The sequence below is a fragment of the Neobacillus camarae genome, from assembly GCF_054950115.1.
Genome location: NZ_JBUCKX010000003.1, coordinates 712,292 through 739,047 on the forward strand (window position 1 = coordinate 712,292; position 26,756 = coordinate 739,047).

Genomic DNA, 26,756 nt, shown 5'->3' on the forward strand with positions numbered 1-26,756 from the left:
AAAAAGAAAAGGCATAACCATATATAAAGGTTTCAGAAAAAAAAGAAAGGAAGCTTGATTAATGCAAGCTTCCCGATTCATTGGATTTTGGCAGTTTGTTTAATTGTTCCGTTAGCACGCTGAATGCCTGCCTGTCTTGCTTATCTAATGCTTCGTCAATCAGCCTTAATAGCTTCTCTCGCTGGAAACGTTCAATACTGTTTAGAAGCAGCTGCTCTGCAATCACCCCATCCTTCTCGTTGACCTGAAGATGCTTTGGAACATATGGATTTTCTTCTAAAACCGCTGCATATTGATGGGCCTGGTTAGAGGCGTGAAAATTCAATTGAATATATATATCTTCATCCCTATTAAGGCGAATATCATGAAAAGATTTCTCTGCATCTGTTGTCATGACATTTTCTTTGTAAAAGCGAAACGGCACTTTATCCACGCAGTGGGTTGACATGATCAAACCGCGTGGACAATATTGGGCCTGCTCTACAAAATGTACTTTCTCCATCAAAGAATCATGGCTCATTAAATAATTAAGAATCCATACACATTCTCTTCTTTTTAATTGATAATGATTTAAAAACCAGCGAATAAAGTCCTTCTTCTCGTTGACAGAAACAGGGGTTGCCATAGTCATTTCCCTCCTCTGCAATTTTTGCGCTTAGTTATTTCCAGTAAGACGGTTAAGTACATCCATATATTCCGGATTGGTTGAATCTAATAATAGCAGCTGCTTAAAAATTTCGGCAGCACGGCCGGTTTTTCCTTCCTCAATTAAAAAATATCCATAATCCTGTAAAAAATCCTCATTATTTTTAAAGAAAGTATATGCACTTTGATATTTGTCTAATGCTTCCGAATATCTTTCAAGCTTGTCGAGGGCAAAAGCGGAATCCCATAACAGCCGCGGTTCCTGTTCCTCCAGTAGATCCAAGCTAGAAATCAGTTCAAGCACATCCTCATACCGTTCCTGATGAAACAACAGTTTGTTTAGCGTGAGGGCAGCTTCGATAAATCCTGGATCCAGTACGAGGGACTCCCGTAAATATTGTTCGGATTCCTCAGAAAGTCCCAGCTTCATGGCAATTTTCCCACCATGGAAAAACAAATCCTTGTTAAATTCATCCTGTTTGATTCCCTCTTTTACAGTCGTTAAACTGTTCTCAAGCTCCTCTTCCCGTTCATACCCTAGGCTAAGAGGCAGATAAAGGGAATGATACTCCGGATCCAACTCTTTTAATTCGGTAAATTTTTCGATGGCAGTCCGGTTATAACCTGCCTGAAGTGCGGTGAAAGCATAACCAAACAACGTATTAATTTCCAATTCTTCATTTAGTGCCTTCTCATAGTAGGCAAGGGCATCTTCAAATGCACCGGAAGCACTTAATAAGTCTGCCATTCTTGCATTTACATTGACACCGGCAATCACATCAGTTTCCTGTAAAACGCTCTTATAAGCATTGACTGCCTTAATAATCTCTCCTTGCTCACTGTAAAGTTCCCCTAATGCAAAATCAATGATCATTTCATCTGGGAGCAATTCCTTTGCTTTCAGGAGCTTTCCTTCACTAACCTCGAAAAGGCCTTGAAGCTGATAAAGGTCAGCTAGTAATAGTAATGACTGTCCAAAGAAAGAATCACTTTCGGAAATTTTCTCCAATACAAGGATTGCTTCCTCTTCTTCACCCTGTTCAAGGAGCATTTCACCTAACAACACGAGAAGCTCTCCTTCTTCCGGGTATGTTTTTAATAGATTCTCAATTAGAGCTTTTGCTTCATCCAAAAATCCGTAATGGAATAGTTCCTCTCCTAACATGAATTTTTCGTCAGGCCTGCCGCTTTGTAGTACATCATTATATTCATGAATTGCTGCATTATGTTGGCCGTTTTCCAACATATTTATAATTTTATTGATTCGATCCATTGGTCTATTACCTCTTCCCCTATAGTGAAAAATATGATGGGGTTTTCACCTTAACATGTTCTCCAAAACCCGGTTTAAAAGATACTTCTTTTCCGGAGCGGATAACTTTTCCTCGATGAACAGTCACCATAAGTCTATCCCTATGATATTGGAATAAGTCCGCTTCTTCAACTCTCCCGATTTCATTTGAATACGAGTAAAGATTATAGCTTAACTCTGTACCATTCATAAGACTGGCTTTGTGGGGGTAAATGCCGATTTTATTTAAAATGATTTTTGAAAGTGGCATGTTTTCCTGCATTTCCTCGAGGACCGCCGGTAATTTTTCTTTTGTCATGACCTCTTTCCATTTCGACAAAACCCTTTTTACCTCCTTCTTTTCAGCACAAGAAATAATTGGAATAAATGGGCTATTAAACGGAAACATCGCATCCTTGATCCAACTCCATGGTATAGTTTCAAGGTCATTGGCGTGATGAACTTCAAGAAAAATAGCCGGCACTTTTTCTCTTTTGCATTTTCGGATAAAGGATTGTGTGATTAGGCGAACAGGAACCCTTATTCCAATCAAAAAGTCAATTGGGCTGCTATACATCAATGTTTTCATTTCGGTTATCTTAGAAGTAAGTTCATTCTCATTACAAATCTTTACGCAGGTGAGAAAAGTAGTACAACCTTTTAATATGAACTGGTCCGTTATGAATTGTTTCAACCCTTGAAAAGGTTCATGCGGGGAGATGTTTGTATTGAACAGAATATAAGGCGGTGTCATGATGAACGGTTCTAGTTTCATTTTTATCAAAGAATAGCGATTTAAATTTGACTCAATGGCAGCAATTTGACCCTCCCGTATTAAGAAAGATCGAGTTATCAGCTGCTTATTTTTAAGAATTCGGGCATTCTCAATAATATAGGCCATCGGTGTCACCCTTTGCTCCTGCATGCTAAGCCCCCGCAGGCAGAAACAGGATATTGGGGGCCTCTGCAGAGAAATAGTCTGTTCTTAAAGACAAGCTATGCTAAAAGCACAAAATCTATGACAAACAGGACAAAAAAAGAGGTGACAATAAAGTCACCCTCATTCACCTAACAATTGATTTAAGTGGATAAAAAAGTTGGGATAGGAAACGGAAATCGCTTCTGGCTGCTCCAGGATGACCTCACCATCACAAAGAAGCTCCGCTATGGATAACATCATGCCAATCCGATGATCTCCATGGCTAGATACAGTACCCCCATGTAGTTTCGAGTTTCCGTGGATAATCATACCATCATCGGTGGCCTCAATTGCAGCACCTAACTTCTGCAATTCCTGAACAACCGTATCAATTCGATTCGTTTCTTTAACTTTTAATTCTTCTGCATTTCGAATCACGGTGGGACCATCTGCTTGTGTAGCCATCAGTGCAATGATCGGGATTTCATCAATCAAGGTTGGGATCATATCGCCTTCAACTATGGTTCCTTTAAGATTAGATGACCTTATAATGATATCCCCTGCAGGCTCAATTGATCCGTTGGCATATTCTGTAACTACAAGGTCTGCCCCCATTTTTTTCATTACTTCAACCATGCCGGTTCTGGTTGGATTTAAACCAACATTTTTCAGCACAATTCTGCTTTCGGGAACGGTTGCCCCGGCGGCTAAGAAAAATGCTGCTGAAGAAATATCTCCAGGAACATGAATGGATGTTGCGGTCAGTTTCTGCCCGCCTTTCACTTTTATCAAACGGTTTTCCTTGACTATTTCACCGCCAAATTGACGAATCATTCTTTCTGTATGGTCCCTTGTTTCAGCAGGTTCAAGTATCTCGGTTTCCCCTTCTGCTTGAAGCCCCGCCAAAATAATGGCAGATTTCACTTGTGCACTCGCTACAGGGAGCTGATATTCAATCGCGTTTAATTTGCCTCCACGAATTGAAATAGGAGTATACTTGGCGCCTTTTCTCCCATCAATGGCTGCACCCATTCTTGATAATGGGTCTGTAACCCGTGTCATTGGTCTTTTGCCAATTGAACGGTCACCAATAATGGACGAGAAAAAAGGTCTTCCGGCTAATATCCCCATTAATAATCGAATGGTGGTTCCAGAATTTCCTACGTCCAATATTTCATCAGGTTCTGTCAACCCCTCGAAGCCTTTGCCAACGATCCGAATTCTTCCGTTTTCTTCCTCAATGGTTACGCCCAATTTGCGGAAACATGCAATGGTACTTAAACAATCCTCTCCAGGCAAGAAGTTTGATATGATAGTCTCGCCATGGGCAATGGACCCAAACATGACGGAGCGATGGGAGATTGATTTATCACCAGGCACCGTTATTTCGCCTGTTAACCTTCGTTTTTTGTTTTTGAGTTTTAATGAGGTCATTTCATCACCTTATTTCAACATTTTATATGCCAATCGAAGTTGCAAAGTTAGTATGGGACATAATGCATTGTTCCGCACGAGAACGGTCGCTCTCTGTTTGAAAGCTAATTACACATACCCCGTTAATATCCTCGCGGGTTTCAAGTATCCTTATATTGGTAATGCTGATTCTTTCCATGGCAAGGTATCCTGTGATCTCCGAGATTACCCCTGGGTAATCAGGCAGGTCCACATATAAATCATAGAATGCCGGAATAGCTCCTTTTTCCTTTGTTGGCAGGCCGTCACGAAATCGTTTGGCTTTGTAAAAATAATCATATATTTCTTCTGATTGACCTTCCAGAAGTAACTGTTTTACCCGGTTCATCTCTTCTTGCCATTGGTCTAACAGATCGATTAAGTTTTCACTGTTTTGCAATAGAATGTCCTTCCACATTTTAGGACTACTGGAAGCAATCCGAGTAATATCGCGAAACCCTCCTGCCGCCAGCCGGGGAATAAGACGCTCTGACTCTGAAAGTTTTTCTGTCTGCTGGACTATGGACGCCGCAATAATGTGCGGAAAGTGGCTGACCACCCCAGTAAGATAATCATGGGTTTCAGGAGTAACGGTTAAAAACTTTGCCTTAGTTCCCGCTAACCATTGTTTTAGAATGTCTACCTTCCCTGCCTGATTATCCTGTGCTGGCGTAAATAAATAAAACGCGTTTTCAAATAAAATTTCTTTGGCTGCGGTTATTCCGCTCTTATGGGAACCGGCCATTGGATGTCCGCCAATAAATGTTATTTCTTTTTGCGTTAAACTTACTGAAGCATCCATAATTTTTTGCTTTGTGCTTCCGGTATCTGTAATCATTACCCCAGGTTTTAGAGGCAGACTAGCCAGTAATTCAATAATGGCATATGTCTCACTTACTGGCACGGAAATAATGATTAAGTCAGCCGCAAGAGCCCCAATCGAAATGGTTTCCGCAACCTCGTCTATCACACCGAGCATTTTGGCTAGCCTTGCTTGTTCGCTATTAATATCATAACCAATTATTTCTGCATGGTTATGTTCCTTTTTAATACAAAGGGCCAGTGAACCGCCGATTAAACCTAACCCAATGACAAAAACCCGGCCTCTCAAAAAAATCCCCCCAAAGAAAAGCGGAAGCGCCTGTGAAAGGCGCCAGGCTATTTTGTTATATTTAATATGAAGTCAAGAATGTTAGTTTTTATCAAGAAATTCGGATAATGCTTTAAGAAGACCTTCATTTTGTTCATGGGTTCCTACAGTGATTCTTATTGCTGTCGGAAACCCTAATGCTTTACCTGACCGGACAATATAGCCTTTCTCCAATAGGGATTGGAAGACTTTGTCTGAATCAACCTGTAAATCAATTAAAATGAAGTTGGTTTGTGTAGGATAGTAGCTTAATTTTCTCTGCTCGCAGAACTCAAAATATTGGGCTAACCCCTGTCTGTTCTTTTCCCTGCAGAATTGAACAAACTCTTGGTCACGGATTGCCGCAGCAGCAGCTAACTGACCCATAGAATTGGCATTGAACGGTTCTCTTGCAGGCTCGAGTGCCTTTATGATTGTCCGGTTTGCCACACCATAGCCAACCCGTAACGATGCTAATCCATAGATTTTAGAAAAGGTACGTAACACAATTAAATTGGGATATGCTCGAGTCAAACTAATAGAATCATAATAATCTTCAGCCGTTACATATTCGTAGTAAGCCTCATCAAGTACAACCAGGATATGCTCGGGCACCTTGTCCAGAAACCGGGTCAAGCGGTTTTCTGGTATATATGTACCTGTTGGGTTATTGGGACTGCAGACCCAGATAATATTCGTCTGTTCATCAATTGCCTCAAGCATAGCGTCTAAATTGTGCTCACCGTTAATATCGGGAATTTCTTTTATGATTGCCCCTTCAATAACAGCGTTGTGCTTATATTGGGAAAAAGTATGTTCCGACATAATCGTGCTTGCATTAGGATGTAACAATGCCCTTGAAATCATCTGAATCAGATTATCCGAACCGTTTCCTAAAATAACTTCCTCTTCGTCGACATGTAAAAACGCAGCCAGTTCCTGTCTTAATTCCGTAGCATAACCGTCAGGATAAATAGCCAAACTGGCCGGAGCTGTTTGAAGGGCTTCGAGCACTTGTTTGGAGCATCCAAATGGATTTTCATTCGATGCTAGCTTTACAATCCTGTCTAAATTGTACTCCCGCTTTACAGATTCAATTGATTTCCCTGGCTTATAGGGAGTCAAAGTTAATAATTGTTCTTTCCATCTCATTAGTCTCACTCCGTTGATAAAGTTCTCCATAAATATATTATACAGCCGTATTGGCATCCAAGTCTGGTCGTAACACCTTAGCCTCATTTAAATAAACATGTTGGATCTCTTCTTGAGTTAAATCTGTATTCAAATGCATCATAATCCGAATACACATTCTTAGGGATTTCTCCACAGAGATTTCCCGCATGCACATAACCGGAACATAGGTCCAACCGGCAAAATTACGAAGTGCCTTTGCCGGAAAAGCACCTGTGATGTCTTCGGTAGTTGAAATAAAAACGGAGGCTACGGCTTCAGGCTGTATACCATTCACATCAATCATTTTTCCTAACAGTTCTTCTGTAGCAGCCAAAATGTCTTCTGCTGTGTTACTGTTAATGGTCGTTGCTCCCCTGACCCCTCTAATCATGAACATCCTCCTTTTAAAAACCTTTTAATTTATCTAACAACAATGACTCGGATATTTCTTGGAGAACTGGCTGGCCCAGCTCTTTAAGCAGTACAAAACGAATTGATTCCCCAATCGATTTTTTATCCTGTTTCATTCTGCTGATGATTGAATCCAAGTCGAGCTGCTCTGGCATGTCTGTTTGATAGCCGAGAAGTTGAACCCAGTCGACAAAACTTTCCAAATCCACATGAAGTTCAAGTAATTCACGGCTTAGGTTTAGGGCAAAAACCATACCAATCATCACGGCTTCCCCATGGGTAAAGTTTCCATACCCCATTTCAGCTTCAATGGCATGTCCCAATGTATGACCAAAATTCAAATAGGCACGAACTCCGTGTTCCCTTTCATCATGGCTGACAAATGCATTTTTCACCTTAATTCCCTTTATTAACGACTCGGCTAACTGACCTTGTGTCAGGCTGCCCAGGTCTTGGATGTTGGTCCTCAACCACTGGTAAAATTTAGGATCATGAATCAGCGCGTGCTTAATAACCTCAGCAAATCCGGATCGGACCTCTTGTTCGGGAAGGGTCCCCAGCAACTCCAAATCATAGAAAACTGCATCAGGTTGATGGAAAGCTCCAATCATGTTTTTACCCAAAGGATGGTTAATGGCCACTTTACCGCCGACTGCGCTATCATGGGCTAAAATAGTAGTTGGAACTTGTATAAATGATATCCCCCTCATGTAAGAAGCGGCAACAAAACCGGTTAAATCCCCGACAGCTCCGCCCCCCAGTGAGAGGACCACCGATTTTCGATCCAGGCGGTTTTCTAATCCAGCCGTAAGGGCATCATAATAAACATCAAAGGTTTTTGCCTTTTCCCCTCCAGGCGCCTTAAAAACGACTGGACTCCACCCTTCAAGAACCGCTAACAATTGATCTAGGTGCAGCTTTGCAACAGTTTCATCGGTAATGATAAAAATCTTTGTCAATCCAGGAAACCGGCTTGCTAAAAACGGGGGGATTTGATTGAGGACTCCATCCCCGACAAAAACAGGATATTGCTTGGATTCCGTTTCAATATTGATTGTCTCCATCAAAATTCCCTCGCATATTCCCGTTGCTTTTGAATTTCTTCAGCAAAGGTATCAAAACGGTCACTATAAAATTGTTCTACAAGCGCATTGGCCAGTTCCCATGCAACAACGTGCTCCGCTACTACGGCCGCCGCAGGAACCGCACAGCTGTCCGAACGTTCTATGCTGGCCGAAAACGGCTCTTTTGTTTCAATGTCCACACTCATTAACGGTTTATAAAGCGTAGGAATCGGCTTCATAACACCTCTAACGACAATTGGCATGCCAGTCGTCATCCCGCCTTCAAACCCGCCAAGACGATTGGTTTTCCGGTAATAACCATTATCCTTATCCCAGGCAATCTCATCATGAACCTCGCTCCCGGGTTTCCTGGCTGCCTGAAATCCAATACCGAACTCTACCCCTTTAAAGGCATTAATACTGACAATGGCTGCAGCCAATTTTGCATCTAGTTTTCGATCGTAATGTACATAACTACCGACTCCAGCAGGCATCCCTTCGGCAATAACCTCTACAACCCCGCCAATGGAATCTCCATTTTTCTTTGCTTCATCAATCGCATTCATCATATCCTGCTCTACATTTGGATCTGACGTCCGGACCGGTGAGTTTTCTGTACGGTCTTTCAAAGCTTCCAATGTTAGAGAAGGGTCCATAGTGGCTTTAACTCCGCCAATCTCGACAACATGAGCCACAATGTTAATCCCAACAAGAGACAACAGTTTTTTTGCAACAGCACCGGCAGCGACGCGAACTGTAGTTTCACGGGCAGACGATCGTTCCAGTACATTTCTCATATCCCGATGCCCATATTTAATCCCGCCGTTTAGGTCCGCATGTCCAGGACGAGGGCGGGATACCTTTCGTTTCACTTCATCCTCTTCCATGTCGACAAGAGGCTCTGCCCCCATGATTTTGGTCCAATGTTTCCAATCGTTATTTTTTACTACTAAGGCAATCGGTGAACCAAGTGTAAGTCCATGCCGGACACCCGACATGATTTCGGCCGTATCTTTTTCAATTTGCATTCGTCTTCCCCGGCCGTAACCTTGTTGTCTTCTCGACAATTCCACATTAATATCTTCCGTCAAAAGCGGCATCCCTGCAGGCAGCCCCTCTATAATTGCTGTCAATTGGGGACCATGTGATTCACCAGCTGTCAGATATCTTAATCCCATACTCTTTCCCCCTTCAACTCATTAAAGGATTTATGTATCAATATAACATATTGAACTGATTTAGCATAGTAGGACAATTCAGAAAATAGTTTGAAAAATTTTTTAATAGGTCTATATAAATTTGGGCTGTTGATTGCAGTGAATGAAGCTCAGCGAACCCACCTGCGTGCCGGGGGCCTCCTCGGCGCTGAAAGCTCCCGCGGGGTTCTCCCATCCCCTTACTCCCACAGGACACCGAAATTCATGCTTGAATCTGCCCACGCACGAAGAATGCGATAGCACAAGGAAAGCATCCAGGAATTTTCATCGTACTCAATTATGCGATAGCAAAATCGAGGATTTTCGAGAAGTCCTGCTTATCCGCTCCAATCAACAAAGCTTAAAAAGTAAACAGTATCGTTTTAAGGAGCCACTATTAAAAAACACTTGCACCGGAAGTACAAGTGTTTTAATCATTGATTTAGTAAATCCATTCGTTGACAAGCTTAGAGTAATCGACTAATTCTGTTTCTTTGAAGAATAAGCCAATTTCACGTTCGGCACTTGCAGGTGAATCAGAGCCGTGTATGACATTTTTGCCAACTGTAAGGCCAAAATCCCCACGGATTGTTCCCGGTCCCGCGTCCTTTGGATTCGTGGAACCCATCATTTGACGGGCAACGGTAATAACATTTTCCCCTTGCCAAACCATTGCAAAAACAGGCCCAGAAGTAATGAAGTCCACTAACTCCCCAAAGAATGGACGTTCTTTATGCTCACCATAATGCTGCTCCGCAAGCTCTGCAGGGATACTCATGAGTTTGGCCCCAACAAGTTGAAAGCCCTTTCTTTCAAAGCGTGAAACAATCTCCCCCACCAGATTGCGTTGAACCCCGTCAGGCTTTACCATTAAAAATGTTCTCTCCATCATTCCCACTCCCACTTTGTATGTATAAGATTGCTATACGGAAATACAATCCACGAAAATATTATCATTATTTCGAATATTTCGCAAGGCTATAAAATAAAGACATAGCCTAAGCCTGCGATGGAAATGGAAATGATGAAATTGAGGTTTAAAACTTTCGTCTGCCAATCGTTTTTGCTATATTAAAAAGGGATTTTTTCGCGCGGTTATCCGGCAGCTCGTTTAAAATGGCTAAAGCCTTATCCAAGTAACGGTCGCTAAGCTTAATCGATCTTTCTATCGCATCTGTTTGTTTGATTAGAGAAATAACCATTTCAATTTCTGAAGGCTGGATATTTTGATGAACCCGTTCTATTTGCTTCCGCACCGCCTGATTTTCCATAGCATAAAATACGGGTGCCGTAATATTGCCATGCAGCAAGTCGCTGCCAGCTGGTTTTCCAAGTTCTTCGCCGGTAGCAGTAAAATCAAGAATATCATCCGTTATTTGATAAGACATGCCAACATAGTATCCAAACTTATATAATTTTTTATGAAGAGATTCATCCACATTTGCCGCAATTGCCCCTAATTGGCAACTGGATGCAATCAAGAGGGCTGTCTTCCGTTTTATTCTCCGTAAATAATCCCGAAATTTCTGATTAAAACGGTATTTGTCCTTGATCTGCTCTATTTCTCCTACGGTCACTTCAACCATTGTATTCGCCAATATTTTATGGGCCAATGGATTTTTAATATTAGTCATTAATTCAAGGGCAAGTGCAAAAACAAAGTCCCCTGTATACATGGCGACTTTATTATCCCATTTAGATTTCACAGTAGGCTGCCCACGGCGTAAATCGGCGTCATCAATTACATCATCATGGACCAAGGAAGCCATATGAATTAATTCAAGAGCCACTGCAACATCCTTCAGGACATTAATGTCGTACTCTCCAAATTTGCCTGCAAGCAGCACAAAAATGGGACGTATCCTTTTTCCTCCTGCTTGCAATGTATGCATGGAAGCATGTTCTAAAAGAAGAGACTCCGTCTTAATAGTCTCCTCCAGTTTTTTTTCTATGATGTTAATGTCTGAATTCAAAAATGAATACATCATTTTCAACTTCATTGTATTCACCCGGCTTTTCATCCTATCTTCTTTGCACAATTATTTTTTCTTACCGATGTGTACAGCAGCTGCACCACCACTATACGATTTATATTTAACCTCTGAAAACCCGGCTTTTTCAAATAAGGAGGCCAGTTCTTTCATCCCCGGAAAATCGCGGGCAGACTCCTGCAGCCAAGAATATTCATTATAACTTTTAGCGAACAATTTGCCAAATACCGGCATGATGAATCGGAAATATAGGTAGAAAAGCTGTCTATATCCAATTAAGGTAGGCTGGCTTGTCTCAAGGCATACAGCGATTCCGTCAGGCTTCACAACCCGATACATTTCCTTCAAAACCTGCAGGTAATCAGGAACATTCCGAAGTCCAAAACCAATGGTTACATAATCAAAACTATTATCCGGGAAAGGGAGTTCCATTGCATTCCCATGAATGAGCTCCACTTGGCTTAAATGGAGCTGCTCAACCTTTTCCTTCCCCACGTTCAGCATGTTTTGACTGAAATCAAGCCCAGTGACTTTCCCATTACGGCCGACAGCTTCAGCTAAAGCAATCGTCCAATCAGCAGTCCCGCAACAAACGTCAAGTGCCTGAGAACCTGGCTGAACATTCATTCTTTTCATCGTGTCCTTCCGCCATTTCAGGTGCTGTTGAAAGCTGATGACGGAGTTCATTTTATCGTAGCTGTCTGAAATCTTTTCAAAAACATGATGAACCCGTTCTTCCTTCGATTGCTGCATTTTTACCCTTCCTCCGCAAAAGTTTTCACATATGGCTTCTGTTGACTCAACAACGAAATCACTCTATATTCCAGAACATTATTTACATATGGGACTTTCGCCATTGTTTTTTCAATAGCCTGTTTTGCTTGTTCCAAATAACGGTCACAAACAGTTAATAACTGACGTTGCTGTTCACCTGGGATGTCGGTTAACTTGCTGTTGTTATGTGGAAATGCAATATTTTTTAGTATCTCAAATATAACAGAGTTCCTGTTCTGCAGATAATGCTCCTTTTCTCTTAGCAGCCGTTTGTAGAATAGCAAATCCTCTAGAAAATGATTCCAAAGGTCCAGCTTAAAGTAGCCTGCAAAACTTGTGATGATGGAGCTTTCCATCCTTTTCAGGCTCTCCATGGCCTTGTCTATCCCCAAGGAGTTTTGGTAAAAAAAGGCTATTTTATTTTCATTAACCTCTTTTACTCCTTTTGAAAGTGTTTTAATCATTAAAATATCATTAGAATCCGCAAGCAATTTATAATATAAACCGCTATAATAATCACCCGCTAAAACGGTAAGCTGACGTTCAATTCCATCTTCCGATAGCACGGATATATGTTCATGGGTATCAAGGGCTATTTGTATGAGCATGGTCGATAAACAGTAGTTCTCACTTAGCTGTTCCTGCTCCTGAAGCAAATCCATTATTGAGACCAAGACAAGGAGCTTATCCTGATCAATGATGGGGGTTTTAATATAGTCAAGCAAGTATGCGTCCCATACACTTTTTTCGACTCTCTCTCTAATATTGGTATACCTTTGTCGAATATTCAGCATAATCATCACCCTTGCTTCCCCGAAGTAATATGTCTATGTATGTTTATTATCCAACCGAATCAATAATTTACTAAAAAACAGCCAGTGTTGTTAAACAAGGCACACACCATTATAGCACAAAAGAAAATCTTTCGGCACCTGTTCCCCAAATAAATATATTTCCTTATCAAAGACAAACATTATTCAGGATATTAAGGTATTACTTATTCTTAATTTCACTTTGAATTTCACCATAATGAGTAAGGATTTTGGCATTTCCTCTCACCTTTATGGCAGAAGTGTGCTCTGTGAATTGGGCGAGCAGCACCTCACCTTTATCAAGTTTTTCCAGATGGTGGAATTTAGTATCTGACCCTCTTGTTAATCCGATTACACTCACCCCATCTTCTTCCGCTTTAATGACAACATAATCACTGCTCTGAATCTGCTTTTTTTCCAAGTTACTTCACCCCTGTCTTTAATGAACATTATTTTTTAATTAATGAAAGTATTTCAGCCCGTGCTGCCGGGTCTTCCGACAATGTTCCACGAACAGCCGTTGTCACCGTTTTTGATCCCGGTTTTTTAACCCCTCGCATCGTCATGCACATATGCTCTGCTTCAACAACCACCATTACGCCATGCGGTTCAAGTTTTTCTACGATACTGTCTGCAACGGTCGAAGTTATCCTTTCTTGCAGCTGCGGACGCTTGGCAACAGCCTCAACAGCTCTTGCCAGCTTACTTAAGCCGGTAACTCGGCCATTTTGCGGGATATACGCCACATGGGCTTTTCCAAAGAAAGGCACAAGATGGTGTTCACACATGGAATAAAAAGGGATATCTTTAACCAATACCAGCTCTTCATGGTCTTCGCTGAATATAGTTTCAAAATGCTGCTTTGGATCCTCATTTAATCCGCTAAATACTTCTTCATACATCTTTGCTACCCGTTTAGGTGTATCAAGAAGGCCTTCCCTGTTTGGGTCTTCACCTATGGCTTCCAATATTAAACGTACCGCTTTTTCTATCTGGGTACGGTTCACTTCTGTCATACGTCAATTCCTCCTGTTATTCGGCTGTCAATTTGTTGACAAATTCATATTAGCATACTCTTTTCAATGCAAGCAAAAAATAGAAGCCGATAAGAATGCTTTTTCTATAGAGGAAACTTTGTACCAATTCCTGACAAAGAAAAAAGGCCATGGGTCCTCCATGGCCTTTTGCCTAAGCATTCGCTTAAAGCAATAAATTTATGTAATTATTTTACTGCATCTTTAAGCGCCTTACCTGGTTTGAAAGCAGGAACTTTGCTTGCACCAATTTCGATTTCCTCACCAGTTTGAGGATTACGTCCTTTACGTGCTGCACGCTCACGTACTTCAAAGTTTCCAAAACCGATAAGTTGTACTTTATCACCATTTTTTAAAGCATCTAAAATCGCGTCAAAAACAGCATCAACTGCTTTGGTAGCGTCTTTTTTAGAAAGCTCGCCAGCCTCAGCAACTGCATTGATAAGTTCTGTCTTGTTCATGCCATTCACCTCCTCCCAAAGGAATTCAAGATAAATAAGATTACTTATCTACATTTCTAAACAAATTTTCTAATTTCTATACGTAACAGTACAGTTTTCCTGTAAAATTTAAACAAAAATAATGCTTTCGCAACCTGTATTCAACCCCCAGGAAATCCTATAAAATAAAGGTTTCAGCACTATTACGTAATCTGTTAAAAGATTAACACAATCAAATCCGCATATCAAGAAGAATTCATGAAATTATGGTAATCTTTTCTTTTGTTCTACAAAATTCTACTTTTTTAGACTTTTTCTGGTAGAAAAGTCCCATTATAAGTAAAATACTTTGGTAAATTTGGCTGTTGATTGCCGCACCTGCTGCTCGCTTTTGCTCCAATCAACCGAGTAAAAAAACAACGTTATCGTTAAATAGAGGAGCAAAATAAAAAAGGACTCCAAAGCGGAGTCCTTAACTTAGAGGATAATAGCGATCAAACCGCCAGAACCCTCATTAATAATTCTTTCTAATGTTTCTTTCAACTTATATCTGGCATTTTCTGGCATTAATGACAACTTGGCATGAATGCCTTCACGGACGATTGAGCTTAAACTGCGGCCGAAAATATCCGAGTTCCATATTGAAAGCGGGTCATCTTCGAAGTCCTGCATCAAATAGCGGACTAATTCTTCACTTTGCTTTTCGGTACCAATGATTGGAGCAAACTCTGATTCAACATCGACTTTAATCATATGGATCGAAGGGGCCACCGCTTTTAATCTAACGCCAAAACGCGCGCCCTGTCTGATAATCTCCGGCTCCTCCAAGCTCATATCGGCAAGAGTCGGCGAAGCGATCCCATACCCGGTCTGTTTGACCATTTTTAGCGCATCTGCAATATGATCATATTCCGCTTTAGCATAGGCAAAGTCCTGCATCAACTCCAAGAGGTGGTCTTTTCCACGGATTTCTACTCCGACGATTTCTTTTAAAATATCATCATATAACTCATCCGGAGCAAACAAATCGATTTCAGCCACTCCAGTACCCATTTCAACCCCAGCAAGGCCAGCCTTCTCAATAAAGTCAAAATCGCTGAATTGCTGCACTACCCGATCTACATCTCTTAATCTCTTGATATCTTTAACTGTTTCTCGTACGGCTTCTTGATAGCTTTCACGTAGCCAATGATTCTCCCGTAATACCATTACCCAACTTGGAAGGTTAACATTAACCTCAAGCACAGGGAATTCATAAAGCGCTTCACGGAGAACATTGAGCACATCACTTTCCCGCATGCTTTCCACACTCATGGCAATAACAGGAATATCATATTTCTCAGACAGGCTCGATCTTAATGTTTCTGTGGCCGGATGGTAAGGCTGGGCACTGTTGACCACCATAATAAAGGGTTTTCCGACTTCTTTCAGCTCTTCGATAACTCTTTCTTCCGCTTCAATATAATTACTTCTTGGAATTTCTCCAATTGTACCGTCTGTAGTGACCACGACACCAAGTGTGGAGTGTTCCTGAATCACTTTTCTGGTGCCGATTTCCGCCGCCTCATGGAAAGGAATCGGCTCTTCATACCAAGGCGTATTAATCATTCTTGGACCATTTTCATCCTCATACCCCTTCGCACCTGGTACAGTATATCCCACACAATCTACCAGCCGGATATTGACATCCAACCCTTCATCAACATGCACCGTCGCCGCCTGATTCGGCACAAATTTCGGTTCAGTTGTCATAATTGTCTTTCCAGCCGCACTTTGCGGAAGTTCATCCTGGGCCCGTGATCTTTCTGCTTCACTAGATATATTCGGCAATACCACAAGCTCCATGAACTTCTTAATAAATGTGGATTTTCCGGTCCGGACTGCTCCTACTACTCCTAAATAAATATCGCCTCCGGTCCTTTCGGCAATATCCTTAAAAATATCAACCTTTTCCAAGTGATCCCCTCCTGAATTTTAGAGTGTAAAGTGGGATAATTTCATCCATATAGCTATTTTTGGACAGTATATGTTTATGATGTTGTCCTATATGGTTATGACTCTTTTCTTAAATTTTTTACCCCCTTATTCAAGTTTCATAAGGATTAATGGATTAATCGTGAATATGTCTTTTTTACTGGAGGGTTTCTATTAAATATATTCACGGATATGAAATATCAGGATGATTCATATCACGCTTTTGACAAAACAAAAAAACCCTTCACCTACAATATATCTCTTGCTGAAGGGGATATGACTAAAATTAATTCTTATCTAAGCTATCCAATAATACTTATTATTATAGAGTTCATTCCATTACTGTTCCATGAAAACTGGTTCTTTTGTTGTTGCATCTATCGTATAAGCTAGTGAAAAAGCAGGAACAAACATAGAGTCCGCTGTTAATAGCCTCCGAATATCGTCGCCAGAAATCAGGTTTTGGTTTGTCTTCTTTAAAGCCTGGTACAAATCCGGAGCATAATCCACATAAATTTCTCCATTGGTACTGATGACAAAGGATAAGTTTTGCCCGCTAAATGGACTTACAGCATATGGCGGCTTAGTATAGCCCAATTGTTTAAAGTCTAAAGTATAAACATTTCTTGCAATCTGTTTTTTAAAGGGCGGATAACCCTTCGTCTTAATTCTTAACTTAATTTCACGGATGGTCTCAGCTACTCTTAAATCAAGCAGTTTTACGGTTGGATTCGTTTCTACATCGATTAGCACATATTGAAAAATCCCGCCGCTCTCAAACGCATTTCCTGGAGGCTCAGCCATATATTTCGGTGCAATTTTTTTAAAATCGATGGGATATTTTTGATAAATTGGTGTATCCATATCTTTTGTCTTGATAGGGAGAATTCCCCCATTGTCCTGTTTAAATTCATTTACCGCCGTTTGAACGGACTGTAATTGGTCCTTGTAGGGGATTTGATTTTCCGTTAATTTCTCATCAGGGTACATACATCCTGTCAAAAAAATAACGATTATGCTGAATAAACAGGCAGTCCTTGTCCACTTCATATAATCACCTTTATTATTATGTAAAATATACATGATTACGCTAGAAAAACGATTAACAGCGTCAATCCCGCTCCAAATAAAAATAAATAGGCCAAAATGGCAGTAAGAACTCGAAAAGCCCCTTTTAATTTAAACCTGCTTAAATAGATGGTGATCATGGCAAGAAACATCAAGCCCATTCCCGCAACTGAAATCCACATTTTTACCATTCCTGGTGACAAGCGTAATACCCCCCTTTTCCGAATGTTATTATAACATAGGAACCAGTTGTAAAAAAAATAAAAAAAGCTGAAGTAAAGCGGGGCGTCCCTTTACTTCAGCCAGCAGACTAAAAATACCCAAACTCCAGGCGTTAAACTACCAAGTTGCTTCGCTCCCATTTTATGCATAATTTATGAAAAGCGTATCATCAAACGCCTATATTATTGCTTAAAAAGCATTTTTTTGTTTATAACATTCTTTCATCCAAGACATTCACTAAATCTTCCATCTCATGAGTCTTTCCACGTGACATGAGTTCATCCACTGCATCTTTGGCGTCTTTGCCGGCAAACAGAATATCATACAAAGCATTGGTAATTGGCATTTTCACTTCAAATTTTTCTGCTAACTGGTGTGCCGCTTTTGTCGTCCTGACCCCTTCGACCACCATGCCCATATTATCGAGAACTTCGTCGAGTGTTTTACCTTTTCCTAGCTGATTTCCAGCCCTCCAATTTCTGGAGTGGACACTTGTACAAGTCACTATTAAATCGCCAATTCCGGCCAGTCCTGAAAATGTCAATGGATTGGCTCCCATTTTTGTACCAAGTCTCGCTATTTCCGCCAAGCCCCTTGTAATAAGAGCGGCCTTTGCATTATCCCCATATCCAAGCCCATCGGAAATACCGGCTGCCAGCGCAATGATATTTTTTAAAGCCCCGCCAATTTCCACGCCAATTACATCTGGATTGGTGTAGACGCGAAAATTATGGTTAATAAATAGATCTTGGAACCTTTCTGCCGCAGCCATATCTTCAGAAGTAACGGTTACCGTCGTTGGGTGGCGCAAACTCACTTCCTCTGCATGGCTTGGGCCGGACAGTACAACAACGGCTTCTAAAAGTTCAGGAGGCATTTCCTGTTGAATCATTTCTGAAATTCTCAGTAAGGAGTCGGGTTCAATTCCTTTGCTCACATGGGCTATAATAATAGGTTCAGCAAGAACTGCTGCCATTTTTCCGATTACTTCTCTTATAGCCTTGGTAGGAACGGCTAATATAACAGTGCGAATCCCTGTTAAAGCCTCAGATAGCGAAGAATGGCTAACGATTAACTCCGGCAGCACAATGTCGGGTAAATATTTTTTGTTTGTGTGGTGTTCATTAATTTCCTTTACCTGTTCATCGTTATGGCTCCATAACCGTACCTTATGGCCATTGTCTGCCAAGACCATTGCAAGTGCCGTACCCCAGCTTCCAGCACCAATTACAGCAATTTCCTCTGATTTTTCCTGCACGTCAACTCACCCGGCTTTCCGTTATTTTCTTTCCCTGGCGTAGATTTTGATTGGCGTTCCTTCAAAACCGAATGCGTCCCTGATTCGGTTCTCCAGGAACCGTTCATAAGAAAAATGCAATAACTCAGGTTCATTTACGAAGATGACAAATGTCGGCGGTTTTACGGCCACTTGGGTAGCATAGTAAATTTTAAGGCGCTTGCCTTTATCGGTTGGTGTTGGATTCATCGCAACAGCATCCATAATCACATCGTTCAGCACACTGGTCTCGACCCGCATGGTGTGGTTTTCACTTACCAAATCAATCATTGGCAACAGGGTATGAATCCGTTTTTTGGTCTTTGCCGATAAAAAGACTATAGGCGCGTAGGACAAATACAAGAAGTGGTCTCGGATGTTTTGTTCGAACTCCTTCATTGTTTTCTCGTCTTTTTCAATCGCATCCCATTTATTGACCACAATAACAACGGCCCTTCCGGCTTCATGCGCATATCCGGCGATTTTTTTGTCCTGTTCAATAATTCCCTCCTCCGCATTGATGACCATAAGCACCACATCTGATCGTTCTATGGCTCTCAATGCCCGGAGTACACTATATTTTTCGGTATTCTCATAGACTTTTCCTTTTTTTCTAATACCGGCCGTATCAATAATCACATATTTTTGTCCATTATATGTATACGGAGAATCAATGGCGTCCCGGGTTGTACTGGCAATATTACTTACAATTACACGTTCTTCCCCTAAAATTGCATTAACCAAAGAGGATTTCCCAACATTGGGCCGGCCAATCAGGGAAAACTTAATCACTTCGTCATCATACTCTGCTTGTTCATTTTTCGGAAAATACTTGGCAGCTTCATCCAACAGGTCACCCAAACCAAGTCCATGCGAACCCGAAATAGGGATGGGCTCACCAAATCCAAGCGCATAAAAATCATATACCAAATCGCGCATTTCCGGATTATCAACCTTATTTACTCCCAGAACAATCGGTTTTTTGGACTTGTACAATATTTTTGCGACCTCTTCATCTGCAGCAGTCACGCCTTCCCTGCCGTTCGTTAAAAAGAGGATGACATCCGCTTCGTCTATGGCCACTTCCGCTTGCTGGCGAATTTGCTCCAAAAAAGGCTCATCGCCGATATCAATTCCTCCAGTGTCAATAATATTAAATTCGTGTGTTAACCATTCCCCAGAACTATATATGCGATCGCGCGTTACGCCAGGAATATCTTCCACAATGGAGATTCTTTCACCCACAATCCGATTAAAAATTGTAGATTTTCCAACATTAGGTCTTCCGACAATGGCAATAACCGGTTTAACCATTATAATCGCCATCCTTTCTGCCTGTATTTAAGCGTTTAGCTTAAGAAAGAAACCCTTCTTACATGAGAAGGGTATAACTTTTATTATCTTAGCAATGTTATTCGTTCCCTGCAATGTTAAGCCATCATAAATATGTTAAGAAGATTTTTGTTTGGTTTTTTCCTGAAGATGAAAAGCATTTTGCAGGACTGCCCCGGTATGTTCAAGCAAACTCCACCCAGAAAGTAACAAGGCCGTCAATGAAAGGACATTCAAATAGTCCATGGATCCAATTTCATAAGGGAAATCCAGTCGTTTCACTATATAAGCATAAAGAATATCCCCCTGCATAGTACCGCTTACCACTATTACTAATCGTCCTCTTAATGTTTTTTGCAGCAACATACTCAAATACCCAATAACGATTGCCAGCATCCAGTCCCTTTTAAACATAATCCAAATGGGATCGAATATTTCGAACAATTGAAACGTGATATAGGAAATTGATAAGATTAAAGAACAAACGGAAAGATAAATGATGGATCGTAATTTTTCTTTTCTGACGAGCCAATAAACCGTTACTAACAAAAATAATCCACTCAAAACTATTTTATAATGGCCAACGAAAATATAGCTGTTTGAAAAAATAATGGTTATTAAGATTATGGCTGAAAGTTGTAACCGAAAAGGGTTTTGTTTTTTAACCATAAAGGTGAGACACACCCAAAACAGCCAGAAAACCAAGTAGAACACATAATCCTCCATACGCCACCCACCTCCTATTATTTTCATTATGGGTTGGCATTATGTATTTTCATACTTCCTTGAATAATATTTAAGGAGAGAATCATTCTATAAACAGGAGGTGTGGAGGATGGGAAAAGACCGTCAAGAAAAAAAGTTGAAAAAAGTCGGCAAAACAGGAGTAGACAGGGATCAGGCGTTACATTATCCAGGTTCAACTAAAATGTCAAGCCCGGAGGAAGCACGGGATTTAAATAACGGAAAATACGATTCATAAGTGGTTGAATCACCAAAAAGAGGATGATACGAATCATCCTCTTTAATGTTACATTGAACGTTGACTAAAGATTTTTGTATCAATGCCTCTCTGATTTAACCAATGATAGACTTCACCCGTGATCAAAAGTGGGATTCTTTTTAATTCAGAAATAGTTTCCGCACCCAATGCCGTCATGATCAACACCATTTCATTCTGAAGAAAATCAATTTCTTCTATGAGCCTGTCAAGACCTTCTTCGACTAGGAATTTCAGGAAATACCCTGCGATCCCAATAGCATCAGCCCCTAAGGCGATTCCCTTAATGATATCTAATCCGTTGCGGAATCCTCCCGAACCAATGATGGCCATTTTATCGGAAACAGAAGTGGCCTCGACAATCGATATCGGGGTCGGAATTCCCCAATCCGCAAAAAACGGCAATGCTTTATTCCGGCGTTTATTCTCTATCTCAGCGAAGTTTGTTCCGCCAAATCCACCGACATCCACCATAGTTACTCCCGCGGAGATTAACTGCCCTACTGTTTCCTTCGACATTCCGAATCCAACTTCTTTCACAATAACGGGTATATCCAAATCTTTAGCCATTTTTTCAATCCTATTTAACGCACCGGTGAAATCCCGGTCTCCTTCCGGCATGGTCAATTCTTGTATCACATTCAGATGAATTTGCAAGGCATTTGCTTCAATCATTTCTGCGGCAGCTTTAGCATCTTCCACTGTTGCTTCGCTTCCAAGATTAGCAATGATAACACCGGTTGGATTCTCTTTTCGGATGACTTCGTACGTATATCTTTGAGTTGGGTCCTTCAAGGCGGCTGTTTGGGAACCAACCGCCATCGCAAGTCCTGTTTCTTTCGCAGCTATTGCCAGCTGCTTGTTGATTTGAAAAGTTTTTTCACCGCCGCCGCCTGTCATCGCATTGATAAAAATTGGCGAACTTAAAGAAAGTTCGCCAATGACGTGATTTAATTGAACATCAGAAACACTAATATCCGGTAAGCTCTGGTGAATTAACTTTATATCATCAAAAGCAGATCGGTTTTTCTGCCCGGTTTCCAGGGCATAGCGTATATGGTCCCATTTACGTTCCATTCTGGACACGGTTAATCACCATTATTTTCCTAGATTTTTTAATTTATCTCCAATCATTTCGCCTAACTGGAAGCCTTTTGACTCTTCCGGAAGTTCATAGTCCATATTCTCTTCCGCTTCTTTTTCCAGAAGGTCTTTGATACTCAAGGAGAGCCGTTGTTCTTTTTCATTGGCATCGAGTACCTTTACCTGAACTTCTTGGCCTTCTTTCAACACTTCATGAGGAGTGGCAATATGTTTATGGGCAATTTGCGAAATATGGACAAGCCCTTCCACTCCAGGGAACACTTCAACAAAGGCACCATAGGACACCAATCTCTTGACCGTACCGGTTAAAACACTTCCTTTTGGAGCTTTTTCGGGAATATTTGTCCAAGGCCCCGGCAACGTGTCCTTGATCGATAAGGAAATTCTTTCACTTCCTCGATCAACATTTAAAACTTTTACCTGGACCTTTTGTCCTTCTTGAACCACATCAGATGGTTTGTTGACATGCTCATGTGATAATTGGGAAATATGAACAAGTCCGTCAATTCCTCCAATATCAACAAATGCGCCAAAATCGGTTATTCTTTGCACGGTTCCTTCAATCACCTGGCCCGGCTCAAGTGCATCCAGACGATTTTGCTTCTGCTTTCCCTTCTCTGCTTCGACTACTGCACGATGAGAAAGGATTAACCGATTCTTTTCTTTATCTAGCTCAACGATTTTGAAAGTAAGGGTACGCCCTTTATAGTCACTGAAATCTTCTACAAAATAGGTCTCCACTAAGGAAGCAGGCACGAAGCCACGGACTCCAAGATCGACAACCAAGCCGCCTTTTACAACATCCTTAACTTCCGTCTCAATAATTTCCCCAGTTTGGAATTTTGCTTCTAAGCTATCCCAAGCCTTCTCAGCATCTACTTTCCTTTTTGAAAGAATCAATGCCTCCTCCTCCACTTTCAAAACGGCAAGATCGAGTTCATCTCCTTCAGAAACCACATCTGAGGCTTTTTCAATATGAAGACTTGACAGTTCGCTTATCGGGATGATTCCATCCAGTTTACTTCCTTGAATATCAACAAGGACCTGTTTTTCCTCCACTTTAGTAACTTGTCCGGTTACTTTGTCGCCAATTTCAAAATTTCTTACTTCAACTTGATTCAACTCTTCAGACATATGTAATCCTCCTTAATCCTACTGCAAATCTATACATGAACCGAGAATTGCGAAAAGCAGTCCCACAAAGATATAAATATGAAACGTTCATATAAATAATCCACTTAATTGGGACTAGTTTTCCAGCAACTCTTTTGGCTGCAAATATCATTATAGGCACAGAATTTATCAATAAATTCTGACTAGCCAAAAAAAGAATCTCATTTATTAACTTCTTACAAATAGGTTATTTTGTCAAGCAGAACCTATCGATACTCATTAATAAGTTTATGAATTTCCGACATAATTAATTCAGTGACTTGTTCAGGAGATGCTTTGGATGCCCGCATTTCATCCATCGCTATCGGTTTGCCATAAACCATTTTCAGCTTACGTAACGCCCTGTAGGGCCCAATGATGGCACATGGTACTACAGCACAATTAGTTCTTAGGGCAAAGAAGCCTGCTCCTGCCAGACCTTTTCCCAAATCTCCAGTTTTACTTCTGGTTCCTTCCGGGAATAGGCCTAGCACATGACCTTCCTTTAGTACGTTCATGCCCTTTCTAAGCGCCTCGCGGTCGCTCATTCCCCTTTTTACAGGGAATGCATTGCACTTTCTTACGATGTTACCTAAAACCGGAACGCGAAAAATTTCTTCCTTAGCCATATAATAAATGGCCCTTTGCGTAGAGATCCCGACAACTATAGGGTCAAGATTATGAATATGGTTGGAGCATAAAAGCACGCCCTGTTCCTTTGGAATATTTTCCTCCCCAATTACTTCAATTCTGTACAATGGTTTAAAGATAGATTTCACAACTGATCTGGCAAATGTATAAAATGTCACCCTAACCAATCCTTTCCTGAACGAGCCTCATAATCGTTTCGACTACATTAGGAATGGTCATGGAAGTTGTGTCGATTTCAATTGCATCCTCCGCTTTTTTCAGGGGTGCAGCCTCGCGTTCAGAATCAATTTTGTCTCTTCTTGCTATTTCCTGTTTGAGTTTTTCTAAATCCGACTCAAATCCTTTATGGAGGTTTTCCTGATGGCGCCGCAATGCCCGTTCCTCCACACTGGCCAACAAAAATACTTTTACCTCGGCATTAGGCAGGACATGGGTACCGATATCTCTCCCATCCATCACCACTCCGCCCCCTTTTGCAAACACTTGTTGGCGCCTTACCATTTCTTCACGTACCCTTTTATGCTTAGAAACGATTGAGACGGTGTTCGTTACATCACTTGTCCGAATCGCCTCTGTGACATCCCGGTTGTCCAAATAGACCAATTGTCCCGTCTCTGACGGAAGCAGTTCAATGCTTGTGGATAACAACATATCCACTAAGTTATCCTCATCCTCTAGGTTCACCTGATTGTTCAGCGCTTTATAGGTTAACGATCGATACATCGCACCTGTATCAATGTAAATATACGATAATTTTTCTGCAACAATCTTTGCTACTGTGCTTTTCCCTGCCGCAGCGGGACCATCAATAGCAATTGATATTTTCTTATCCATAAATCCTCCTTGATTTGTTTCTCTTAGGTTGTCTCCTGTTTATTTTACCATAATTTATGGATTACCTTTGCTTTTTAACCCCTTAAAAAAGGATAATTTTATTAACTTTTATTGGGGAGGACCATACTACTAGGAGGGATAAATGCAAAAAAATAAAGCAGCTGCCTGCTTTATTTTTTTTGCTGAAAAGATTGGAGAATGTCTGTAAGGGTATTTTCATTTACTCCTTCATATTTTATCAACTGATTTAAATGTGGCATGATTTCTAACTGATGAAAGATCAGTTGTGATAAAAATAAAAAAATGAACTGTATGATAATGACTTTGATGAGAATTTGTTCTGCTCTTTTCACAACCATCACCCTGAAATTATAAATAATACCATTATCGGTATCTGTCTGACTTTTTATTCCGGAAATTCGCGAACAATAAATAAGGAAAAGCAGCTGCTTTTCCTATAGAACCCCATTGTAAGTTTCTTCCGGGTTTTTCAGTTTTTCCACTTCTTCTTCAGCACCATCCTTGGCATTGATGAAAATACGATATGTATCATTGCCGATGGTTCCGAGAAACTCATAACATAATACTTCTTTATTTAAGTCATTGACAATAATCGATTGCCGGTCCTCCATTATTTTTAAGTTTGGATTGATTTTGCTTTTTGCCTCATCAACGGAAATGGCCGGTTTTTCTATCTTTCTTGTCTGGTAGGTCTTTAGGTACTCTTCAGCAGAAAACCCTATGATGTCCCCATTGTCTAAAGCCACCTGTACTTTTACGGATTCCGGGTAAATCCTTACACCGTTAATAGTGGTAACAAAATTAAAAACGCCAGTGTTTTCATATTGCGAGCTTTCAAATATCTCCATATTTTTAAACCCGGTATCAGTTAGGAAAGCTTGTGCTTTATTGCTAGCATCATTTAGGCTGATTACTTGTTTATTTATTTCCCGGTTATTGATGAACCATATGGGGTGTCCGGCTTTTTTCGTGATATCCATATTCGCTTCCTGACCGGTTTTTTTATTTTGGATAGCCACACTATAAAATCCGAAATCAGATCCTTTTCCATTTTCCGTAACCTTCACCTTGGCATTGCCATCAAAATTCATATATTTTTTGGCAATACTAACGGCCTCATTACGCGTAATGGTCTTGCCCTTAAGGTTCTTATAGTTTTCGTCCTTTATTTGCAAATTGGAAGTTGTCAGACCTTGGTCTGATTCATCGTATCCGGTTACCGTTTTTTCGACTGTTTTAAATCCATCAATAATCGTATTGTCTGTCTGCTCCTTACCTGATGCAAGTGCCAGCTCGACATCCATCCACCTCAGGTTATTTTTTAACACCATTGACTGTACTTTGCGGAGTTCATTCTGGATATCGCCAGATTGCTTATAAAGTGTCTTTAATGTTTCATACTCCTTATCTGATAACGGGTCTTTCTCCAAGTCTCTTACTGCAGTCCGATAACTAAAATTCCCTATGTTTGCTAAAAATTCTTCTGTTTTATTAAATGGCAGCAAGGTCAATGGCAGCTGCCCCACGTCACTGTGTGCCTGGGAAGTCAGTCTCCATACTTCAATCAGTGATGGGGATAATGAGTTTTTTGAGTTCATGGCAAGAGTTGTGCCAATTTTGTCATGCAGTAAATCAAGCCGATAGGTCAAATTGTGAAATGCCCGTTGATAATTATTTTCAGCATTTAAAAGTACGGCGTTTTTATCCTGATGCTCCTGGTAACCCCAGAAGGCTGTCCCGGCAATACCCAATGCCAGAATCCCAATCAATAATCCTCTAATCATATTTTAT

At 40.8% G+C, this 26,756-nt stretch carries 29 protein-coding genes; 1 reads left to right on the forward strand and 28 read right to left on the reverse strand.

Features of this window, described 5'->3' with window-relative positions; genetic code table 11:
• Positions 1-58: 58 nt before the first annotated feature.
• The 22 genes from ACY8D0_RS18800 to ACY8D0_RS18905 form a co-directional block, all read right to left on the reverse strand.
• Positions 59-625 (reverse strand): ReoY family proteolytic degradation factor, encoded by a 567-nt coding sequence (locus ACY8D0_RS18800; RefSeq protein WP_462412026.1) that lies wholly within the window; start codon positions 623-625, stop codon positions 59-61.
• A gap of 30 nt (positions 626-655) precedes the next feature.
• On the reverse strand, positions 656-1,918 hold the full coding sequence (locus tag ACY8D0_RS18805; protein ID WP_462412027.1) for a tetratricopeptide repeat protein: 1,263 nt from the start codon (positions 1,916-1,918) through the stop codon (positions 656-658).
• A gap of 19 nt (positions 1,919-1,937) precedes the next feature.
• A complete protein-coding gene (locus tag ACY8D0_RS18810) occupies positions 1,938-2,861 on the reverse strand; it encodes a hypothetical protein (protein ID WP_462412028.1) in 924 nt (307 codons plus the stop codon).
• A gap of 135 nt (positions 2,862-2,996) precedes the next feature.
• Complete coding sequence (gene aroA, locus ACY8D0_RS18815) at positions 2,997-4,289, reverse strand: 3-phosphoshikimate 1-carboxyvinyltransferase (protein WP_462412029.1); 1,293 nt, start codon at positions 4,287-4,289, stop codon at positions 2,997-2,999.
• Positions 4,290-4,311: 22 nt separating this feature from the next.
• Complete coding sequence (locus ACY8D0_RS18820; RefSeq protein WP_462412030.1) at positions 4,312-5,418, reverse strand: prephenate dehydrogenase; 1,107 nt, start codon at positions 5,416-5,418, stop codon at positions 4,312-4,314.
• An 81-nt stretch (positions 5,419-5,499) separates the two neighbouring features.
• Positions 5,500-6,588, reverse strand: coding sequence for a histidinol-phosphate transaminase (gene hisC, locus ACY8D0_RS18825; RefSeq protein ID WP_462412031.1), 1,089 nt, complete (start codon positions 6,586-6,588; stop codon positions 5,500-5,502).
• Positions 6,589-6,625: 37 nt separating this feature from the next.
• On the reverse strand, positions 6,626-7,000 hold the full coding sequence (aroH, locus tag ACY8D0_RS18830; protein ID WP_462412032.1) for a chorismate mutase: 375 nt from the start codon (positions 6,998-7,000) through the stop codon (positions 6,626-6,628).
• Positions 7,001-7,013: 13 nt separating this feature from the next.
• Positions 7,014-8,084 carry a 3-dehydroquinate synthase gene (gene aroB, locus ACY8D0_RS18835; protein ID WP_462412033.1) on the reverse strand — a complete coding sequence of 357 codons (1,071 nt, stop codon included), beginning with the start codon at positions 8,082-8,084 and terminating at the stop codon, positions 7,014-7,016.
• Positions 8,084-9,262 (reverse strand): chorismate synthase, encoded by a 1,179-nt coding sequence (gene aroC / locus ACY8D0_RS18840; RefSeq protein ID WP_462412034.1) that lies wholly within the window; start codon positions 9,260-9,262, stop codon positions 8,084-8,086. Before aroC ends, aroB begins: the two co-directional genes overlap by 1 nt.
• 460 nt (positions 9,263-9,722) lie before the next feature.
• Positions 9,723-10,169: a nucleoside-diphosphate kinase gene (ndk, locus tag ACY8D0_RS18845; protein WP_462412506.1), complete on the reverse strand. Its 447-nt coding sequence runs from the start codon at positions 10,167-10,169 to the stop codon at positions 9,723-9,725.
• A 148-nt stretch (positions 10,170-10,317) separates the two neighbouring features.
• Positions 10,318-11,280: a heptaprenyl diphosphate synthase component II gene (gene hepT / locus ACY8D0_RS18850; protein WP_462412507.1), complete on the reverse strand. Its 963-nt coding sequence runs from the start codon at positions 11,278-11,280 to the stop codon at positions 10,318-10,320.
• A gap of 39 nt (positions 11,281-11,319) precedes the next feature.
• Positions 11,320-12,024 (reverse strand): demethylmenaquinone methyltransferase, encoded by a 705-nt coding sequence (locus ACY8D0_RS18855; protein ID WP_462412035.1) that lies wholly within the window; start codon positions 12,022-12,024, stop codon positions 11,320-11,322.
• Positions 12,025-12,026: 2 nt separating this feature from the next.
• Complete coding sequence (locus ACY8D0_RS18860) at positions 12,027-12,845, reverse strand: heptaprenyl diphosphate synthase component 1 (protein WP_462412036.1); 819 nt, start codon at positions 12,843-12,845, stop codon at positions 12,027-12,029.
• 193 nt (positions 12,846-13,038) lie between these two features.
• Complete coding sequence (gene mtrB / locus ACY8D0_RS18865) at positions 13,039-13,278, reverse strand: trp RNA-binding attenuation protein MtrB (RefSeq protein ID WP_462412037.1); 240 nt, start codon at positions 13,276-13,278, stop codon at positions 13,039-13,041.
• 28 nt (positions 13,279-13,306) lie between these two features.
• A complete protein-coding gene (folE, locus tag ACY8D0_RS18870; protein WP_462412038.1) occupies positions 13,307-13,873 on the reverse strand; it encodes a GTP cyclohydrolase I FolE in 567 nt (188 codons plus the stop codon).
• A 206-nt stretch (positions 13,874-14,079) separates the two neighbouring features.
• A complete protein-coding gene (locus tag ACY8D0_RS18875) occupies positions 14,080-14,352 on the reverse strand; it encodes an HU family DNA-binding protein (protein ID WP_462412039.1) in 273 nt (90 codons plus the stop codon).
• 456 nt (positions 14,353-14,808) lie between these two features.
• Positions 14,809-16,287: a stage IV sporulation protein A gene (gene spoIVA, locus ACY8D0_RS18880; protein WP_462412040.1), complete on the reverse strand. Its 1,479-nt coding sequence runs from the start codon at positions 16,285-16,287 to the stop codon at positions 14,809-14,811.
• A gap of 357 nt (positions 16,288-16,644) precedes the next feature.
• Complete coding sequence (locus ACY8D0_RS18885) at positions 16,645-17,355, reverse strand: hypothetical protein (RefSeq protein WP_462412041.1); 711 nt, start codon at positions 17,353-17,355, stop codon at positions 16,645-16,647.
• A 35-nt stretch (positions 17,356-17,390) separates the two neighbouring features.
• Positions 17,391-17,576, reverse strand: a complete 186-nt coding sequence (locus tag ACY8D0_RS18890) for a DUF2768 family protein (protein ID WP_462412042.1) — start codon at positions 17,574-17,576, stop codon at positions 17,391-17,393.
• A gap of 227 nt (positions 17,577-17,803) precedes the next feature.
• Complete coding sequence (locus ACY8D0_RS18895) at positions 17,804-18,853, reverse strand: NAD(P)H-dependent glycerol-3-phosphate dehydrogenase (RefSeq protein ID WP_462412043.1); 1,050 nt, start codon at positions 18,851-18,853, stop codon at positions 17,804-17,806.
• A gap of 21 nt (positions 18,854-18,874) precedes the next feature.
• Complete coding sequence (gene der, locus ACY8D0_RS18900; protein ID WP_462412044.1) at positions 18,875-20,185, reverse strand: ribosome biogenesis GTPase Der; 1,311 nt, start codon at positions 20,183-20,185, stop codon at positions 18,875-18,877.
• 135 nt (positions 20,186-20,320) lie between these two features.
• Positions 20,321-20,929 (reverse strand): YphA family membrane protein, encoded by a 609-nt coding sequence (locus tag ACY8D0_RS18905; RefSeq protein ID WP_462412045.1) that lies wholly within the window; start codon positions 20,927-20,929, stop codon positions 20,321-20,323.
• Positions 20,930-21,038: 109 nt separating this feature from the next.
• Here ACY8D0_RS18905 and ACY8D0_RS18910 point away from each other — a divergent pair, with 109 nt between their 5' ends.
• On the forward strand, positions 21,039-21,185 hold the full coding sequence (locus tag ACY8D0_RS18910; protein WP_462412046.1) for a YpzI family protein: 147 nt from the start codon (positions 21,039-21,041) through the stop codon (positions 21,183-21,185).
• 48 nt (positions 21,186-21,233) lie between these two features.
• Here the strand turns inward: ACY8D0_RS18910 and fni are convergent, their stop codons facing one another.
• From fni to ypeB, 6 genes are all read right to left on the reverse strand, one after another.
• Entirely contained in the window at positions 21,234-22,289 is a 1,056-nt protein-coding gene (gene fni / locus ACY8D0_RS18915; RefSeq protein WP_462412047.1) for a type 2 isopentenyl-diphosphate Delta-isomerase, read from the reverse strand.
• 12 nt (positions 22,290-22,301) lie between these two features.
• Positions 22,302-23,441, reverse strand: coding sequence for a 30S ribosomal protein S1 (rpsA, locus tag ACY8D0_RS18920; RefSeq protein WP_462412048.1), 1,140 nt, complete (start codon positions 23,439-23,441; stop codon positions 22,302-22,304).
• Between the two features lie 245 nt (positions 23,442-23,686).
• Complete coding sequence (locus tag ACY8D0_RS18925; RefSeq protein WP_462412049.1) at positions 23,687-24,268, reverse strand: lysophospholipid acyltransferase family protein; 582 nt, start codon at positions 24,266-24,268, stop codon at positions 23,687-23,689.
• A 1-nt stretch (position 24,269) separates the two neighbouring features.
• On the reverse strand, positions 24,270-24,944 hold the full coding sequence (gene cmk, locus ACY8D0_RS18930; RefSeq protein ID WP_462412050.1) for a (d)CMP kinase: 675 nt from the start codon (positions 24,942-24,944) through the stop codon (positions 24,270-24,272).
• Positions 24,945-25,114: 170 nt separating this feature from the next.
• The gene (locus ACY8D0_RS18935; RefSeq protein ID WP_462412051.1) at positions 25,115-25,303 is read right to left on the reverse strand and encodes a YpfB family protein; all 189 of its coding nucleotides are present in this window, start codon (positions 25,301-25,303) and stop codon (positions 25,115-25,117) included.
• Between the two features lie 96 nt (positions 25,304-25,399).
• A complete protein-coding gene (gene ypeB / locus ACY8D0_RS18940) occupies positions 25,400-26,749 on the reverse strand; it encodes a germination protein YpeB (RefSeq protein WP_462412052.1) in 1,350 nt (449 codons plus the stop codon).
• Between the last annotated feature and the right edge of the window lie 7 nt (positions 26,750-26,756).

What these genes read in the sequence shown, in the direction of transcription:
- ACY8D0_RS18855 (WP_462412035.1), bottom strand. Translation starts at nt 12,024, where the DNA reads ATGCAGCAATCGAAGGAAGAACGGGTTCATCATGTTTTTGAAAAGATT.
- ndk (WP_462412506.1), bottom strand. Translation starts at nt 10,169, where the DNA reads ATGGAGAGAACATTTTTAATGGTAAAGCCTGACGGGGTTCAACGCAAT.
- ACY8D0_RS18910 (WP_462412046.1), top strand. Translation starts at nt 21,039, where the DNA reads ATGGGAAAAGACCGTCAAGAAAAAAAGTTGAAAAAAGTCGGCAAAACA.
- aroA (WP_462412029.1), bottom strand. Translation starts at nt 4,289, where the DNA reads ATGACCTCATTAAAACTCAAAAACAAAAAACGAAGGTTAACAGGCGAA.
- der (WP_462412044.1), bottom strand. Translation starts at nt 20,185, where the DNA reads ATGGTTAAACCGGTTATTGCCATTGTCGGAAGACCTAATGTTGGAAAA.
- ACY8D0_RS18875 (WP_462412039.1), bottom strand. Translation starts at nt 14,352, where the DNA reads ATGAACAAGACAGAACTTATCAATGCAGTTGCTGAGGCTGGCGAGCTT.
- ACY8D0_RS18810 (WP_462412028.1), bottom strand. Translation starts at nt 2,861, where the DNA reads ATGCAGGAGCAAAGGGTGACACCGATGGCCTATATTATTGAGAATGCC.
- rpsA (WP_462412048.1), bottom strand. Translation starts at nt 23,441, where the DNA reads ATGTCTGAAGAGTTGAATCAAGTTGAAGTAAGAAATTTTGAAATTGGC.
- ACY8D0_RS18800 (WP_462412026.1), bottom strand. Translation starts at nt 625, where the DNA reads ATGGCAACCCCTGTTTCTGTCAACGAGAAGAAGGACTTTATTCGCTGG.
- ACY8D0_RS18885 (WP_462412041.1), bottom strand. Translation starts at nt 17,355, where the DNA reads ATGAAGTGGACAAGGACTGCCTGTTTATTCAGCATAATCGTTATTTTT.
- ACY8D0_RS18805 (WP_462412027.1), bottom strand. Translation starts at nt 1,918, where the DNA reads ATGGATCGAATCAATAAAATTATAAATATGTTGGAAAACGGCCAACAT.
- hepT (WP_462412507.1), bottom strand. Translation starts at nt 11,280, where the DNA reads ATGAAGTTGAAAATGATGTATTCATTTTTGAATTCAGACATTAACATC.
- folE (WP_462412038.1), bottom strand. Translation starts at nt 13,873, where the DNA reads ATGACAGAAGTGAACCGTACCCAGATAGAAAAAGCGGTACGTTTAATA.
- ypeB (WP_462412052.1), bottom strand. Translation starts at nt 26,749, where the DNA reads ATGATTAGAGGATTATTGATTGGGATTCTGGCATTGGGTATTGCCGGG.
- cmk (WP_462412050.1), bottom strand. Translation starts at nt 24,944, where the DNA reads ATGGATAAGAAAATATCAATTGCTATTGATGGTCCCGCTGCGGCAGGG.
- hisC (WP_462412031.1), bottom strand. Translation starts at nt 6,588, where the DNA reads ATGAGATGGAAAGAACAATTATTAACTTTGACTCCCTATAAGCCAGGG.
- aroH (WP_462412032.1), bottom strand. Translation starts at nt 7,000, where the DNA reads ATGATTAGAGGGGTCAGGGGAGCAACGACCATTAACAGTAACACAGCA.
- ACY8D0_RS18905 (WP_462412045.1), bottom strand. Translation starts at nt 20,929, where the DNA reads ATGGAGGATTATGTGTTCTACTTGGTTTTCTGGCTGTTTTGGGTGTGT.
- ACY8D0_RS18860 (WP_462412036.1), bottom strand. Translation starts at nt 12,845, where the DNA reads ATGATTATGCTGAATATTCGACAAAGGTATACCAATATTAGAGAGAGA.
- aroC (WP_462412034.1), bottom strand. Translation starts at nt 9,262, where the DNA reads ATGGGATTAAGATATCTGACAGCTGGTGAATCACATGGTCCCCAATTG.
- ACY8D0_RS18935 (WP_462412051.1), bottom strand. Translation starts at nt 25,303, where the DNA reads ATGGTTGTGAAAAGAGCAGAACAAATTCTCATCAAAGTCATTATCATA.
- aroB (WP_462412033.1), bottom strand. Translation starts at nt 8,084, where the DNA reads ATGGAGACAATCAATATTGAAACGGAATCCAAGCAATATCCTGTTTTT.